This window comes from Streptomyces sp. NPDC006335 (assembly GCF_040612795.1).
In the GTDB taxonomy this organism is placed as follows: Bacteria; Actinomycetota; Actinomycetes; order Streptomycetales; family Streptomycetaceae; genus Streptomyces.
This window is the reverse complement of sequence record NZ_JBEXQX010000001.1, coordinates 547,602-564,064: the sequence shown is the minus strand read 5'-3', so window position 1 is coordinate 564,064 and position 16,463 is coordinate 547,602. Positions and strand designations below refer to the sequence as shown.

The following is a 16,463-nucleotide window of genomic DNA, read 5'->3' as shown; positions in this document are numbered from 1 at the left end:
GCCTTACGGCGGCGATACGGTCACGCGGGGTCGGACCCACAGAGCCGTCATCGCAAGGAGTCCACGTCAGTGATACCGAGATGGCCGGTGCCGTCGAGGCGCCGCACCACACACGCCGGACGGATCGCCGCGGTCACCGTCACCGCGCTGGCCGCGGCGCTCGTCCAGCCGCTGTCCGCCCGGGCGGACACCCCGCCGCCACCGCCCTCCGACGCGAAACTCGCCGCGGAACCGGCCCGGCACGACGACACCCGTGAGCAGTTCTACTTCGTCCTGCCGGACCGCTTCGCCAACGGCGACCCGAAGAACGACAGGGGCGGTCTCACCGGCACCCGCCTCACCACCGGCTACGACCCCACCGACAAGGGCTTCTACCAGGGCGGCGACCTCAAGGGCCTGACCAAGCGGCTCGACTACATCAAGGGCCTCGGCACCACCTCCATCTGGATGGCCCCGATCTTCAAGAACCGGCCCGTCCAGGGCACGGGGGCCGACGCCTCGGCCGGCTACCACGGCTACTGGATCACGGACTTCACCCAGGTCGACCCGCACTTCGGCACCAACAAGGACCTGGAGACCCTGATCTCCAAGGCCCACGCCAAGGGCATGAAGGTCTTCTTCGACGTCATCACCAACCACACCGCCGACGTCGTCGACTACGAGGAGAAATCCTACGACTACCTTTCCAAGGGCGCCTTCCCGTACCTGACGAAGGACGGCGAGCCCTTCGACGACGCGGACTACGCGTCCGGTGACCGGAAGTTCCCGGCGGTCGACGCCGACTCCTTCCCGCGCACCCCCACCGTCACTTCGCGGAGCAAGGTCCCCTCCTGGCTCAACGACCCGACGATGTACCACAACCGCGGCGACTCGACCTACGCCGGCGAGTCCACGACCTACGGCGACTTCTCCGGCCTCGACGACCTGTGGACCGAGCGCCCCGAGGTCGTCTCCGGCATGGAGAGGATCTACCAGCGCTGGGTCCGCGACTTCGACATCGACGGCTTCCGGATCGACACCGTGAAGCACGTGAACATGGAGTTCTGGACCCAGTGGGCCACGGCCCTCGACGCCTACGCCGCCCAGCACGGCCGGAAGAACTTCTTCATGTTCGGTGAGGTGTACTCCGCGGACACGGCCGTCACCGCGCCGTACGTCACCCAGGGCCGCCTCGACGCCACGCTGGACTTCCCCTTCCAGGAGGCCGCCCGGCAGTACGCCTCCCAGGGTGGCAGTGCACAGAAGCTCGCCTCCGTCTTCGGTGACGACTACAAGTACACGACCGACAAGGCCAACGCCTACGAGCAGGTCACCTTCCTCGGCAACCACGACATGGGCCGCGTCGGGTACTTCCTGAACCAGGACAACCCGAAGGCCACCGACGCCGAACTCCTCGCCAAGGACGAGCTCGCCAACGAGCTGATGTTCCTCAGCCGAGGCAACCCCGTCGTCTACTACGGCGACGAGCAGGGCTTCACGGGCGCGGGCGGCGACAAGGACGCCCGCCAGACGATGTTCGCGTCCCGGACGGCCGACTACCTCGACGACGACGAGATCGGCACCGACCGCACCCACGCGAGCGACGCGTACGACACGAGCGCCCCGCTGTACCGGCGGATCGCCGAACTGGCCGAGCTCCGCAGGGCCAACCCCGCGCTGACCGACGGCGTCCAGCAGGAGCGGTACGCGGCCGATGGGGCCGGGGTCTACGCCTTCTCCCGCACCGACGCCAGGAGCGGCCAGGAGTACGTCGTCGCCTTCAACAACGCGGGCGAGGCCAAGTCGGCGACGTTCGCGACCGGATCGCCGGACATGACGTTCTCCGGCATCTACGGGACGTCCGCGAAGGCGGCCTCCGGCGCCGACAAGAAGATCACCGTCACCGTCCCCGCCGGCTCCGCGATCGTCCTCAAGGCGGCGGGCAGGCTCGCCGCTCCCGCCACCAAGCCCGCCCTCACCCTCAAGGCCCCGGCCGCCGGCGCCACCGGCACCGTCGAGGTCACCGCAGACGTGGACGGCGGACAGCTCAACCGGGTCGTCTTCGCGGCCCAGGTCGGCAACGGCAAGTGGCGCACGCTGGGCTCCGCCGACCACGCCCCCTACAAGGTCACGCAGACCATCGCCAAGGACGTACCGGCCGGAACCGCCCTGCGCTACAAGGCGGTGGTGATCGACTCGGCCGGCCGCACGGCCAGTGCCACCGCCTCCTCGGAGACCGGCACCCCGCCCGCCGAGGAGACGCCCACCGCCTCGTCCCGCGACTACGCGGTCGTCCACTACAAGCGCACCGACGGCGACTACGCCGACTGGGGCCTGTACGCCTGGGGAGACCTCGCCGACGGCGAGTCCACCACCTGGCCCGACAGCCACCCCTTCGTCGGCCGGGACGCCTACGGCGCCTTCGCCTACGTCAAGCTGAAGCCCGGTGCCTCGAACGTCGGCTTCCTCGTCATCGACAAGGACGGCGACAAGGACGTCTCCACCGACCGCACGATCGACGTCACCAAGACCGGCGAGGTGTGGATCGAGCAGGGCAAGGACGCCGTACGGACCGACCGGCCCGACTACCCGGCGCAGGACAGGACCAAGGCGGTCGTCCACTACCACCGCGCCGACGGGAACTACGACGGCTGGGGTCTGCACGTCTGGACGGGGGCCGCGCAGCCCACCGACTGGTCGAAGCCGCTGGAGCCGGTGCGGACCGACGCCTTCGGCGCGGTGTTCGAGGTGCCCCTCAACGACGGTGCCACGAGCCTCAGTTACATCATCCACAGGGGCGACGAGAAGGACCTGCCCACCGACCAGTCCCTGGACCTCACGGCGAACGGCCACGAGGTGTGGCTGCTGAACGGCCAGGAGAAGTACCTGCTCCCGCAGCCCGCCGGGTCGGCCGCCGCGCTCGACCTGACCACCTCCAAGGCGGTCTGGATCGACCGGGACACGGTCGCCTGGAACGGCTCGGAGGCCGCCGCCTCCACCCAGTTGCTGTACTCCCACGACGGCTCGATCGCCGTCCAGGGGGGCGCGCTGACCAGCGACGACGAGCGATGGCTGCGGCTCACCAAGACCGCCCTCACCGACGCCCAGAAGGCGAGGTTCCCGCATCTGAAGGACTACACGGCCTGGTCCGTGGACCCACGTGACCGCGACCGCGTCCGCCAAGCCCTCAGCGGCCAGCTCGTCGCCTCCCAACGGGCCGCGAACGGCGCCGTGCTGTCGGCGACGGGCGTCCAGATCGCGGGCGTGCTCGACGACCTGTACCCGAAGGCGACGAAGGCCGACCTCGGCCCCACGTTCGACAAGGGGCGCCCGACGCTCGCGGTCTGGGCTCCGACCGCGCAGTCGGTGAAGCTGGAACTCGGCGGCTCCACGGTCGCCATGAAACGCGACTCCACCACCGGCGTCTGGTCCGTCACCGGCCCCGGGTCCTGGAAGGGCAAGCCCTACCGGTACGTCGTGAAGGTCTGGGCGCCCAGCGTCGGGAAAGTGGTGACCAACAAGGTCACCGACCCCTACTCGCTCGCCCTCACCACCGATTCCGAGCGCAGCCTGGTCGTCGACCTGGACGACAGGTCCCTCGCGCCGGGCGGCTGGACGACGTACACCAAGCCGAAGGCCGTGCCCCTCAAGGACGCCGAGATCCAGGAGCTGCACATCCGGGACTTCTCGGTGGCGGACAAGACTGTGCCCGCCGAGGACCGTGGCACCTACCGGGCCTTCACCGACAAGGACAGCGACGGCTCGAAGCACTTGCGCGAGCTCGCGAAGTCGGGGACGAGTTACGTGCACCTCCTTCCCGCCTTCGACATCGCCACCATCCCCGAACGCCGGGAGGACCAAGCGACCCCCGACTGCGAGCTCGCCTCCTACCCGGCCGACTCCGACCGGCAGCAGGAGTGCGTCGCGAAGACCGCCGCGAAGGACGCCTACAACTGGGGCTACGACCCGTACCACTACACGGTCCCGGAGGGCTCGTACGCGACCGACCCGGACGGCACCGGCCGCACCGTCGAGTTCCGGAAGATGGTCAGGTCCCTCAACGACGACGGTCTGAGGGTCGTCATGGACGTCGTCTACAACCACACCGCGGCGAGCGGACAGGCGTCCACGAGCGTGCTCGACCGGATCGTCCCCGGCTACTACCAGCGGCTCCTCGCCGACGGCTCGGTCGCCAACAGCACGTGCTGCGCCAACACGGCCACCGAGAACGCCATGATGGGCAAGCTGGTCGTCGACTCGATCGTCACCTGGGCCAGGGAGTACAAGGTCGACGGTTTCCGCTTCGACCTCATGGGCCACCACCCCAAGGCCAACATCCTGGCCGTCCGCAAGGCCCTCGACGCACTGACCCTCAAGAAGGACGGCGTCGACGGCAAGAAGATCATCCTCTACGGCGAGGGCTGGAACTTCGGCGAGGTCGCCGACGACGCCCGCTTCGTGCAGGCCACGCAGAAGAACATGGCCGGCACCGGGATCGCGACCTTCTCCGACCGCGCCCGTGACGCCGTACGCGGCGGCGGCCCCTTCGACGAGGACCCCGGCGTCCAGGGCTTCGCGTCCGGGCTGTACACCGACCCCAACTCCAGCAAGAACAACGGCACTCCCGAGGAGCAGAAGGCCCGCCTCCTGCACTACCAGGACCTCATCAAGGTGGGTCTGTCCGGCAACCTCGCGCGGTACCGCTTCACCGACACCGCCGGCAAGGAGGTCACCGGCGCCCAGGTCGACTACAACGGGCAGCCCGCCGGATACGCGGACGCGCCCGGCGACGCCCTCGCCTACGCCGACGCGCACGACAACGAGTCGCTGTTCGACGCGCTGACGTACAAGCTGCCCGCGGACACCAGCGCCTCCGACCGGGCCCGGATGCAGGTCCTCGCCATGGCCACGGCAGCGCTCTCGCAGGGACCGGCGCTCTCCCAGGCGGGCACCGACCTGCTGCGCTCCAAGTCCCTGGATCGCAACTCCTTCGACAGCGGCGACTGGTTCAACGCGATCCACTGGAACTGCCAGGACGGCAACGGCTTCGGCCGCGGACTGCCCATGGCGGCCGACAACGCGTCCAAGTGGCCGTACGCGAAGCCCCTGCTGGGCTCGGTGAAGGTCGGCTGCGCGCAGATCCAGGGGGCGTCGGCCGCGTACCAGGACCTGCTGAGGATCCGTACGACGGAGAAGGCGTTCTCGCTCGGCACGGCGGACCAGGTGCAGTCCCGGCTGTCCTTCCCGCTGTCCGGGAAGGACGAGACACCCGGCGTGATCACGATGGAACTCGGTGACCTGGTCGTCGTCTTCAACGCGACACCGACAGCACAGGACCAGCGGATCGGCACCCTCGCCGGAAGCACCTACCGGCTGCACCCCGTGCAGGCGGCGGGGGCGGACTCTACCGTCAAGCGGGCGTCCTACGAGAAGGATTCCGGTACGTTCGCCGTCCCGGCACGGACCGTGGCCGTTTTCGTGCGCCATCCATAGCTCAACGCATTACCTTGGTGGAGCAGACCCCGAACCCCGGTCTGCTCCACCGGTGTTGCCCGGAGGGGTGACGGATGGACGCACAAGGCAAGCTGACCGGCACGACCGTGATGGTCGTGGACGACGTGGAGGCCAGCCGGTACGCCGTGGGCACCGTGCTGAGCCGTGCCGGGCACCGGGTCGTTCCGGTCGCCACCGGCGGCGAGGCCCTCGCTGAACTCGACACCCGGCTGCTCAAGGGCACCCTGCCGGACGTGGCGCTCGTCGACGTCGGGCTGCCCGACATGAGCGGCTTCGACCTGTGCCGGCTGTTCAAGGAGCGCCCGCACACGGCCGGGATGCCCGTGGTGCACTTCTCGGCCGCGACCTCGCCCCCGGCCGACTTCTGCCAGGGCCTGGACGCGGGTGTCGAGGCCTATCTGAAGGTGCCCGCCGAGCCCCTGGAGATCGAGGCGGTGGTCCGGGCCGCCGTACGCAACGCGCAACTGCGGGCCGGTGACCGGGCGCTCGTACGACGGCTCACCCTGCTCTCCGAGACCATCGTCACCATCCAGTCGGCGCGCACCCTCCAGGAACTGTCCGACGCGGCCGCCGAAGGCGTCTCACGGCTCACCGGCACCCCCGCCGCGGTCTTCGTCCTCGACCAGGACGACCAGCTCTACCGCGGTCTGTCCCGCGACCGCATCCGCGTGGCGCTGCCCGACGAGGACGCCGACCGGGCCGTCGCGGGGCTGCTGCGCCGGCTCACCCGGGGGCAGGACGGGGTGCAGCTCACCACCGTGCCGGCGCCGCTGTGGCCCGCCGGGTTCTTCCGGCCCGGTGTCGAGCACGACGCCCGACTCGCGTTCGTCGTCACCCAGGACGGCCGCGCCCCGGTGTGCCTGGCCGCGCCCGCGCGCGGGATGCGCAGGGTGGGTCTGGAGGGCGAGGCCCTGCTGGCCCAGCTCGCGCAGGCCACCGCGCTGGCCGCCGAGCCGCTGCTCATGTACAAGGTCGAGCGGCACGTCGCCCTCACCCTCCAGCACAGCTTCCTGCCCCAGCCGCACCGGCTGCCCGACCTGCCGGGCATCGACGTCGTGGTCCGCTACGTCCCCGCCTCCCGGCAGACCGAGATCGGCGGCGACTTCTACGCCGCGCTGCGCGTGGACGAGGGCGTGCTGACCGCGGTCGGCGATGTCGTCGGGCACTCGCTGGACGCGGCGACCGTCATGGTCGAGCTCCGGCACGCGCTGCGCGCCTACGCCGTCGACGAGAGCGACCCGGCCGTGCTGGCCGAGCGCCTGGACCGGACCCTGCGGCGCTACCACCCCGACACCACGGCCACCGTCTGCCTGGCCCTGATCGACCCCGGCACCGGACGCACCCGGATCGCCAACGCCGGTCACATCCCGCCCCTGATCGTCCGCGACAACGGCACCGCCGACTACGCCGAGGCGGCCGGCCCGCTGCTCGGGGTCGGCCTGCCCCACCCGCCGGCCACCGAGCTGATCCTCGAACCCACCGACCGGCTCCTCATGGTCACCGACGGTCTCATCGAGACCCGGGGCACCGACCTGACGGCCTCCCTGGAACAGCTGCGCGCGGCCTCATCGGGCGCCCTGCCAGGACTGGACGCGCTGTGCGACACCCTCCTGGACACCTTCGGCCACGACCGGGAGGACGACATCGCGATGCTGGCGCTGCGGCTAGGGTGACGTGTGTCGCCCTAGCACAGGAGTGCCCATGCCGCAGATCACCATCGAACGCTCCCCGCGTCTCGACCACGTCGACTGGGAGGAGTTCGCCCTGGCGCTGCACCCGATCGTCGTCGAGACGGCGGCCGCGAAGCTCGAGGCGTGCAAGACCCGGGTGCTGCGCACCGAGGACGAGGCGGTCGGCGGCGAGAAGGAGCACCACGCGATCGTGAACGTCTCGGTCGCGCTGCTCGCCGGACGGTCCGAGGAGACCAAGGCGAAGCTGACCGAGGCCGTCGTGGAGCTGCTGCGCAAGCACGTCGGGCCCGTGGACGGCCTCAGCGTGCACCTCTCCGCCGAGGTGCGCGACCTGGACGTCTCCTACACCAAGGCCGTGCTCTAGGAGGCCAGCGTGATCAGCCGGGCCGCCAGGTCGGTGAACGGGCCGTCGTGGGGCTCGTCCTTGAGCATGTGGCGCAGCAGCGCGGTCATCTCCTCGTCGTAGGCCGCGCTCACGGCGGCCAGCGCGGCGAAGTCGTGCACGAGCTGGATCTCCAGTTCGGCACGCGGGATACGGCGGCCGTCCAGCCAGATCAGGGCCGTCGACTCGACGAGCGAGATCCAGGAGCGGATGAGCAGTTCCAGTCGCGCGGGCGGGTCCGTCACCCGCAGATGCGACAGGATCTGCTCGTAGGCGACCTGCCGTACGGAGTCGATGAGCGCGTTCGTCGCCGACGAGCCGACCGCCGGGCCGCCGCGCATCAACGCCGAGAAACCCGGGCCGTGTTCGTCCACGAAGTCGAAGAACCGCCGCATCACCCGCAGCAGTCGGCCGCCCAGCGACCCCTCGTGCGGCTCCTCGAACCGGCTCGCCAGATCCTGGGCCGCCCGCTTCAACGCGGCCTCGTACAGGCTGAGTTTGCCGGGGAAGTAGTGGTAGACCAGCGGTCGTGAGATACCGGCCGCCGACGCTATCTCGTCGATGGACACCTCGTCGGGCGAGCGGCGGGCGAACAGTTCGAGGGCGACGCCGATCAACTGCTGACGCCGTTCCTCGACTCCCATTCTTCGACGGACCCCGGTTGTCATACGAACACCTTACCGATCGAATCCGGCCTGGAACGGGCCGGTTCGACCAGCGGTGTTCACATCTCCGGCACCGGTCGGCCACTCAGGACGCGGCGCTACCGGAGCCCGCTGACCGTCCGCCCGTCCTCCAGGGTCCCCTTCAGCTCGGCCTGGGCCCCCTGCCGCGTCCGTACGGCCAGCAGGTGGCCCTGGGCGGAACCGGTCACCCCGCCCGTCGCGCTGATCGACGACGTCCCGCGGTTCCCCGCGGCCAGCAGGTACCAGGAGCCGGCCCCCGACTTCCACAGCACCCCGGCCAGCACCTGCGGATCCTTCGCCCCGCACGCCGGCACGTTCTCGGCCTTCGCCGCGACCGCCCCGTACGTCGAGCCCGGCGTGTGGAACTGGGCCAGCACCCGCTCCCCGCCGCCCTGCCAGGTCTCGGCGCGGGTGCACACCCAGTCCGCCGAGCCGCTCGCGTCGGGCAGCTGCTGCGAGGCGTAGGTCCAGGCGTTCACCTCGCGCACGCCCGAGGAGCGCATCGCCCCGAGCGAGCAGGCGTACGGCGCCCAGGCGCGCAGCGCCCCCGCTCCGGACGCGTCCTTCACGGACCCCGGGCGGCCGGTGGTGAGGCGGGCCGGGACCAGTTCGCCGAGGTCGGTCAGCAGCCGGGTGCCGGAGGCGTCCGTCACCTGGAGCACGTTCCAGGAGGTGCAGGCGCCGCTCTGCGCGGGGCCCGCCATCGGCGCGGTGGCCCCGCCGGTCAGCGGGAGGTCCATGGCGCCGGAGCCCGGCTTCAGCAGGTCCCGCTCGGCCGCCTTCGTCACCCAAGGGGCCGTCAGATAGCGGATGTTGCCGTCGGCCCGGCCCAGCACGACCGCGCTCGCCCCGGCCCGGTCCGCGCCGTCGACCCGGGCGAAGTCGAGGGCGGCGCCCGTGGTGCCGTCCCGCGGCTCGGCGTAGCGGGCGATGCGCAGACCGTCGTAGAGGAGCACCACGCGCGCGTTGTCGACGGTCCCGGCGTACAGGAGCTGCGGGGGGCCGGAGGGGCCGCCCGAGGGGGTGCCGGGGGTCGCGGAGACCTGGACGCTCTCGCCGGGGCGGGCCCAGACGGCGAGGGCGCGGCGCAGCAGGGCGCTGTCGCCGGTGAGGTCGCCGCGCGCGGGCCACACGGAGAAGTCGGTGCGCGCCGAGGACTCCCACGCGGCGGCCGGGACCTTGAGCAGCAGGGCCGGGTTCAGGGCGGCCTGGGCGGCGGGGTTCTGCGCGTAGGGGGGCGCGGCGGCGCCGTCGGGGCCCCAGCCGTCGCCGGGCATGCCGAGCAGCGCCCCGCACACGGCGACGGCCGCGGCGGCGGCGAGCGCGGCCTTCATGTGCTGCCTGCGCCGCATCAGGTCGGTGGGGCGGGCCTGGAGCGAGCAGGGGTCGAACTCGGGGGAGTCGAGGAGGGCGTACCGGTCCTCGGCACCGGCGGCCTCGTCGAGCGCCGCGTCCACGTCGGCCACGCCCGCCGCCGTCAGCAGCTCACGTACGTCACCGTCGGGCAGCTTCTCCAGGCCGCGCAGGACGTAGGCGGCGCGGGCCGCGCCGGACATGGCCGACAGGCGCTGGTCCAGGGCGAGTTCGTCGGCGCCGCCGGAGCGCGGGAAGAGCCTGAGGCCCCACACCTGGGGGAGCAGCGGCGGGAGCTGGGCGCGCTTGGGCCACGCCCTGCGCCTGAGCGGCAGACCGGCCTCCAGCGCCGTGCGCACCACCTGGAGGCGGACGAAGGCGTAGCCGGGGTCGCCCTCGCGGCCGGCCGACTGGGCCGGGATCACGGGCGTCGCCGTCCGGCCCCGCGGCAGGGCACGCTGGGTGAGGGCGTGCGCGGTCAGGACCCGCCGGCCCCGGCCCAGGCCCGGCGGCAGTACCAGATAGGCCAGCCGGACCAGCCGGGGGTAGTGCTCGACGAGCGCGGCCTCGGCCTGCTCGACATCGACGACGGGCTCGGCGGAGCCGGAACCGGGTGCGGGGCGCGGGGCGACATCCTGTGACTGCACGTTCAGCAGAACGAGCGAATCGGCAGTTGGTCACCGCCGCCCGGGTGAGTCAGCGCTCCGGGTCGACCAGTGCGCGCGCGTAGTTGGCCATCGACCGCTGGTAGCGCGGGAGATGGGGGGCGAGTGCGCCCAGGACCAGTGAGAGGCCCTCGCGGTCCCGGCCGAGGCTGGACAGGCACAGCGCGAGCGTGGCGCGTACCGCGTCGTCCAACTCGTCGGAGCGGGCGTCCAGTTCGGGTGTGAGCAGCTTGACGCCCTCCTCCGCCTGTCCGATGTTCCGCAGCGAACTGGACAGCTGGATCTTGGCGCGCCGGCCCTTGTACGGGCTTTCCCGGCTGAGCCCCTTCGCGAGCGCCTCCCGGTACAGTGGGGCCGCCTTGTCGGAGTGGCCCGTCGAGTCCCAGGCGCAGGCCCGCTCGAAGAGACCGAGCGGACTGCCCTGCGGCAGCTCGGCCACCAGCGCGTCGATCACGGCCCGGAACTCCTCCGCCCGCTCTTCCGGATACTCGTCGAAGGTGGCCCAGGCGGCCTCGACCCGCTTTTCCCAGTCGTCGTTCACCGGCACACTTTCGCACAGCCGTACCCGTGACGGCACCAGGAATTGAGCGTCCCGCGCTCCACAGCCGTATGGGGGGAGACGGACCCCCGCCGGGGCCCGTCCGACGTGACCCCCGTGACCGGAGGAACAGATGAGGTTGACCCGACCGATGCTCGCGCTGACCGGCGCGGCCGCGGTGCTGGCGCTGGCGGGCTGCGGATCCGGCGGTGACGCGAAGGCCGCCGCGGTGCCGCCGGCGGCCACCGGCAGCCTGGAGCACCTGGCCGCCGAGGTGAAGTGCACGCCCGACATCCAGATCGACGCCGACGAACTGCGCCAGGCCGTGTGCAAGAAGGCCAAGGACGCCGACGGCAAGTTCATCCTCGCCACCTTCGCCACCGACCGCGGTCAGCGCGAGTGGATCAACGGGGCCAAGGACTACGGCGGTCACTTCCTGGTCGGCCGCAAATGGGTCGCCGTCGGTGACACCACCAAGACGGTGACCGGGCTGCGCGAGACGCTCGGCGGGGACATCGAGGAGGGCACGGACCACTCGAAGATGGGCGCCACGCACTCGGCCCACTGAGGACGCGGACACACGAAAGCCGGCGGTGAGGAATCCTCACCGCCGGCTTTCTCAGTGCGTCACTGGCAGTTCTTGCCGGTGTTGATGCAGTTGACCATCTTGTTCATCGTGTTCTTGGAGAAGAAGTTGATGAAGTCGTTGTGGTCGGTGATCGGCTTGTGCAGGTTCTCCGGGAAGGTGTCCACCGCGTAGGGGTTGACGACCGTGCCGTTCTGCAGCTTCGGGGCCGGGACGTTGTAGACGAGCCGGACCTGGAGCTGGGGGATCGCCTTGAACCCGTTGGCGCAGCTGCCGTCCGCCTGGACGAAGGCCACGTGCGTGCGGTGGTTGGCGCTGTCGATGTTCTGACCGTCCCAGCAGCTCTGGAAGTTGGTCGTGCGCACCACCTGGCTGCCCTGCGGGCAGATCGGGTACTTGTCCTTGAGCTGCACCTTGTTCTCGAAGCCGGTGCAGCTCCAGTTCACGTTCGCGTTGGCGTTGCCGTTGACGAAGGCCTTCGCGTCACCGGTGATGATGCGCAGGGCCGTCGGCATCGCGACGACGTTGCCCTTCTTGTTGCCGACGAACTTCAGCTGGGCCTGGGCCGGCTGGAGGATCTTGCCGACGTTGCCCTCCTTGCCGCCGCCGTCGTTGTTCTGGTCGAAGTCCTGCTGACCGTTCTGCAGACGCAGCACCGGCCAGAAGTACGAGGACTTGTCGCCCTGGTTCTGGCAGGTGGTCGAGGCTCCCGCCAGCTCCTGGTCGCTCGCGAACGCGTCGTTGTTCTGGTTGCCGACGTAGTCGTGCAGGTGGTGGGCGCCGTTGGCGACACCCGGGGCGACGATCACGTTGTCCGTGTTGTGGTTGTCGTTCCCGTTGGTGCCGCACTTGGTGGTGAAGGTGCCGCGCGAGCCCGAGTTGCCGTTGGCCGGGAGGCCGTTCTGGCCCACACCGAGCTGGGCGTTGCCCTGGACCTTGGTGATGTCCACGAAGTCGGCCGCGACCGGGCCGTTGCCGCCCTGGCCGCCGTTGCCCTGCTGCTGGCCGCCGTTCTGCTGGCCGCCGTTCTGCTGGCCGCCGCCCTGCTGCTGACCACCGTTCTGCTGCTGGCCACCACCCTGCTGCTGGCCACCGTTCTGCTGCTGGCCGCCCTGCTGCTGGCCACCGGCCCCGCCGGCGTTCGTCTGCGCGTTCTGCGTCGTGCAGGCGGCCAACTGGCTGAGCGAGGTGTTGAACTGACCCCCGACCCGCTGGATGTCGATGCGGATCCGGTCGATCGTGGCCGCCCGCTTCTCCTTCAGGGGACCGACGATGGCGTTCTGGACGAAGCCCGGGTCACCCGCCTGGGCCTGTCGCGTCGAGGCGAGCCTGGCGTAGGCCTCGGTGATCTGCTTGTCCAGGTTGGCCAGCTCCGTGGCCACCCCCTGACGCGCGTTCTGAGGCACGTTCGTCAGCTTCTGACCGACGTCGGGGCACGAGATGGTCGCCACCTGCGCGGCGGCTGCCTTGGTCTGGTTCTGCGACCAGCCGTTGTTGTTGGACTCGTGCGCCGAGGCGTAGAAGTTCGCCCAGATCAGCCCGCCCCCACCGAGCGCTAGGGCCGCCGACGCGGCTATGGCCTTGTTGGCCATCGACGAGCGGCGTTTACGTGTATTGCGTCCCATGGAACTCCTCTGACTTCCTTTTTCGGGGCTATCGAGGCGCCCGACAGGAGTGAAGCGGCGCCATCCCATACGCATGGCGCCCCACGGGTGTTCAGCCACCCCACAAACAAATCAGAGGTTTGCCGGTCCTCGGGGCGGCAACAGTCCCCTGAGCAGCGGGAGTTACGGAAAAAGAGGGTCTGCTCACCGGCCCCGGTCCAGGAACGCGAGCACCGCCAGAACGCGGCGATTGTCGTCGTCCGACACCTCAAGACCCAGTTTGGCGAAGATGTTGGCGGTGTGTTTGGCGATCGCCCGTTCCGTGACGACGAGCTTGCCGGCGATCGCCGCGTTCGACCGCCCCTGCGCCATCAGTTCGAGCACCTCCCGCTCGCGGGGCGTGATCCGGGCCAGCGGCTGGTCGTCGGCGGCCCGCCGGGTCAGCAACTGCTGGATCACCTGCGGGTCCATCGCCGTGCCGCCCGCCGCGACCCGCCGTACGGCGTCCACGAACTGCTCGGCGTCGAACACCCGGTCCTTGAGCAGGTACCCGATCCCGCCGGTGCCGTCGGCGAGCAGCTCGCGCGCGTAGAGCTGCTCCACGTGCTGGGAGAGCACCAGCACCGGCAGCCCGGGTCTGTCCCGGCGGGCGTTCAGCGCGCACTGGAGCCCCTCGTCGGTGTGCGTCGGCGGCAGCCGTACGTCGACCACCGCGATGTCCGGTTCCAGCTCGGCCAGCGCGCGGGTCAGCTCGGGCCCGCTCTCGACGGCCGCGGCGATCTCGAAACCGTGCGCCTCCAGGAGTCGTACGAGGCCGTCGCGCAGCAGGAAGAGGTCTTCGGCGAGGACTACGCGCAAGGGATCTCCATGGTCACCATGGTGGGACCGCCCGCGGGGGAGCTGACGGCCAGGACGCCGTCGAATGTACCGAGTCGTCGCTCGACTCCGGCCAGTCCCGAACCGGCCGCGATCGCCGCGCCGCCGCGGCCGTTGTCGGTGACGGTGATCCGCAGCATGCCGGCCCCTTCCCTCACGTGATGCAGGTCGATCCAGATCCGGTCGGCGTTCGCGTGCTTGACCGCGTTGGTGAGCGCCTCGCTGACGGCGAAGTAGGCGGCGGACTCCACGGGGGCCTCCGCACGGCCCGGGAGGTCCACGCTCACCTCCGTCGGGATCGGCATCCTGAGCGCCAGCGCCCTGACCGCGTCGCCCAGTCCGCGCTCCGCCAGCACCGGCGGATGGATGCCGCGCACCAGGTCGCGCAGTTCGGCGAGCGCGTCCACCGAGGACTGGCGGGCCTGCGCGAGGAGCCGCCTGGCCTGCGCGGGGTCCTTGTCGAGCAGCACCTCGATGGTGCCGAGGTCCATGCCCATGGCGACCAGGCGGGCCTGCGCCCCGTCGTGCAGGTCCCGCTCGATGCGCCGCAGTTCGGCGGCTGAGGTGTCCACCGCGTCCCGCCGGGTCTCGGTGAGCACGCGGACCCGCTCGGCCAACTCGCCCTGTCCGGCGCCCAGTACGGTCCGGGTGAGCCGGAAATGGAGGGTCAGCACGCGCGGCGCGAGCGAGGCGAGGGCGAGCAGGGCGACACCCAGGGCGCCGGCGAGGAGCGCGGAGGCCTGGTCGGTGACGTGCACGAAGCCGTACCAGTAGCCGCCGTCCAGCTCCGAGAACGGACGCCACAGCCCGGCCGCGATCGCGAGCCCCTCCAGCGGGTAGAGGACGAGCACGGCCGGCAGCAGGGCGGTGACGAACCCCGCCGTCATGTCCACCGGCAGCCAGCGCAGGTCCCGCCAGGTCGCCGGGTCGCGCAGCATCCCGAAGGTGCGCGTCCAGGGGTTGGCGCTCTCGGGTGCCGGCCGGTACGCCGACGGGATCCGCACCCCGGCCCACTCGGCCGCCAGGACCCGCCGCCAGTCCGCGAAGGCCCGCACCCCCGTCAGCACCCACGGGGTCGTGACCAGCCCGACGCCGATCGGCACGAGTGCGATCGACACCACGGCCAGCGTGAAACCGAGCACCGCCCCCGGCAGCGTCACCAGCGCCAGTGCGAGCCCCCGCACGGCCGCGAGCCCCGTGGCCCGCACCCTCGTACTCCTGCTGCCGTCCCGCGTCTCGATGGTCATACGGTCAGTCTGGTCGAGAGGGAGACAGGGGTCACTGGGGCTGGCCGCCCGGCCCGGGGGTGGCGCCAGGTACACCCCCTCACCGCGCTCACACCGTGAATCGCGCCACAGCACCACCAGGTAACACGGGGTTCACATTCGAGCAATGACCGGGAAATCGCCTGTTGACAGGCTCGCGGGCATCAAGTGGTGGCGTTTCAGTGCCGCAGCGCCGCAGCACCCGCAGTGCGTAGACACATCCCCGAAGGAAGTGGCCCGTGACCTTCAAGGCTGAGTACATCTGGATCGACGGCACCCAGCCGACGGCCAAGCTCCGTTCCAAGACGAAGATCCTGGCGGACGACGCCAAGGGCGCGGAGCTGCCGATCTGGGGCTTCGACGGGTCCTCCACGAACCAGGCCGAGGGCCACTCCTCGGACCGTGTCCTCAAGCCGGTCTTCTCCTGCCCCGACCCGATCCGCGGCGGCGACGACATCCTCGTCCTGTGCGAGGTCCTCAACATCGACATGACGCCGCACGAGTCCAACACCCGTGCCGCGCTCGCCGAGGTCGCCGAGAAGTTCGCCGCCCAGGAGCCGATCTTCGGCATCGAGCAGGAGTACACGTTCTTCAAGGACGGCTACCCCCTCGGCTTCCCCAAGGGCGGCTTCCCGGCCCCGCAGGGCGGCTACTACTGCGGTGTCGGCGCCGACGAGATCTTCGGCCGTGACGTCGTGGAGGCGCACCTGGAGAACTGCCTCAAGGCGGGCCTCGCGATCTCCGGCATCAACGCCGAGGTCATGCCCGGCCAGTGGGAGTTCCAGGTCGGCCCGGTCTCCCCGCTGGAGGTCTCCGACCACCTGTGGGTGGCCCGCTGGCTGCTCTACCGCACCGCCGAGGACTTCGGCATCGCCGCGACCCTGGACCCGAAGCCGGTCAAGGGCGACTGGAACGGCGCGGGCGCGCACACCAACTTCTCCACCAAGGCGATGCGCGAGGGCTACGACGCGATCATCACCGCCGCCGAGTCGCTTGGCGAGGGCTCCAAGCCGCTCGACCACGTCAAGAACTACGGCGCCGGCATCGACGACCGCCTGACCGGCCTGCACGAGACCGCCCCGTGGAACGAGTACTCCTACGGCGTCTCCAACCGCGGCGCCTCGGTCCGTATCCCGTGGCAGGTCGAGAAGGACGGCAAGGGCTACATCGAGGACCGCCGCCCGAACGCCAACGTCGACCCGTACGTCGTGACGCGTCTGCTCGTCGACACCTGCTGCTCCGCCCTGGAGAAGGCCGGCCAGGTCTGATCCCCACCGCTTGGTCCCGAGGGGCGCCCACCGGCCACGGTGGGCGCCCCTCGGCG

Annotated in this window: 11 protein-coding genes; 5 read left to right on the top strand and 6 right to left on the bottom strand. The window is 70.8% G+C overall.

Translation table 11 applies throughout. The features are described from left to right. The first annotated feature begins 69 nt into the window (after positions 1-69). The 3 genes from pulA to ABZ098_RS02595 all read left to right on the top strand — a co-directional run bounded on the left by pulA (position 70) and on the right by ABZ098_RS02595 (position 7,548). Positions 70-5,472 carry a pullulanase-type alpha-1,6-glucosidase gene (pulA, locus tag ABZ098_RS02605; protein ID WP_356586466.1) on the top strand — a complete coding sequence of 1,801 codons (5,403 nt, stop codon included), beginning with the start codon at positions 70-72 and terminating at the stop codon, positions 5,470-5,472. A gap of 74 nt (positions 5,473-5,546) precedes the next feature. Further along, positions 5,547-7,166: a SpoIIE family protein phosphatase gene (locus tag ABZ098_RS02600; RefSeq protein ID WP_356586464.1), complete on the top strand. Its 1,620-nt coding sequence runs from the start codon at positions 5,547-5,549 to the stop codon at positions 7,164-7,166. 28 nt (positions 7,167-7,194) lie between these two features. After that, a complete protein-coding gene (locus tag ABZ098_RS02595; RefSeq protein ID WP_356586462.1) occupies positions 7,195-7,548 on the top strand; it encodes an isomerase in 354 nt (117 codons plus the stop codon). On the opposite strand, the gene ABZ098_RS02590 is transcribed toward ABZ098_RS02595, so the two are convergent. The 3 genes from ABZ098_RS02590 to ABZ098_RS02580 form a co-directional block, all read right to left on the bottom strand. Then, on the bottom strand, positions 7,545-8,234 hold the full coding sequence (locus tag ABZ098_RS02590; RefSeq protein WP_356586460.1) for a TetR/AcrR family transcriptional regulator: 690 nt from the start codon (positions 8,232-8,234) through the stop codon (positions 7,545-7,547). The genes ABZ098_RS02595 and ABZ098_RS02590 overlap by 4 nt on opposite strands. A gap of 95 nt (positions 8,235-8,329) precedes the next feature. Further along, a complete protein-coding gene (locus ABZ098_RS02585) occupies positions 8,330-10,252 on the bottom strand; it encodes a hypothetical protein (protein ID WP_356586458.1) in 1,923 nt (640 codons plus the stop codon). A 49-nt stretch (positions 10,253-10,301) separates the two neighbouring features. Next, positions 10,302-10,829: a tetratricopeptide repeat protein gene (locus tag ABZ098_RS02580; protein WP_356587597.1), complete on the bottom strand. Its 528-nt coding sequence runs from the start codon at positions 10,827-10,829 to the stop codon at positions 10,302-10,304. 112 nt (positions 10,830-10,941) lie between these two features. Here ABZ098_RS02580 and ABZ098_RS02575 point away from each other — a divergent pair, with 112 nt between their 5' ends. Beyond that, positions 10,942-11,376, top strand: coding sequence for a hypothetical protein (locus ABZ098_RS02575; RefSeq protein WP_356586456.1), 435 nt, complete (start codon positions 10,942-10,944; stop codon positions 11,374-11,376). Between the two features lie 59 nt (positions 11,377-11,435). Here ABZ098_RS02575 and ABZ098_RS02570 read toward each other — a convergent pair whose 3' ends face one another. From ABZ098_RS02570 to ABZ098_RS02560, 3 genes are all read right to left on the bottom strand, one after another. Further along, a complete protein-coding gene (locus ABZ098_RS02570) occupies positions 11,436-13,019 on the bottom strand; it encodes a DUF1996 domain-containing protein (RefSeq protein ID WP_356586454.1) in 1,584 nt (527 codons plus the stop codon). A 183-nt stretch (positions 13,020-13,202) separates the two neighbouring features. Then, entirely contained in the window at positions 13,203-13,856 is a 654-nt protein-coding gene (locus ABZ098_RS02565) for a response regulator transcription factor (protein WP_356586452.1), read from the bottom strand. Further along, positions 13,847-15,121: a sensor domain-containing protein gene (locus tag ABZ098_RS02560; RefSeq protein WP_356586450.1), complete on the bottom strand. Its 1,275-nt coding sequence runs from the start codon at positions 15,119-15,121 to the stop codon at positions 13,847-13,849. The genes ABZ098_RS02565 and ABZ098_RS02560 overlap by 10 nt, the downstream gene beginning before the upstream one ends. A gap of 257 nt (positions 15,122-15,378) precedes the next feature. Between ABZ098_RS02560 and glnII the strand changes: the two genes are divergently transcribed. Beyond that, positions 15,379-16,407, top strand: coding sequence for a glutamine synthetase (glnII, locus tag ABZ098_RS02555; RefSeq protein ID WP_356586448.1), 1,029 nt, complete (start codon positions 15,379-15,381; stop codon positions 16,405-16,407). The last annotated feature ends 56 nt before the right edge of the window (positions 16,408-16,463 follow it).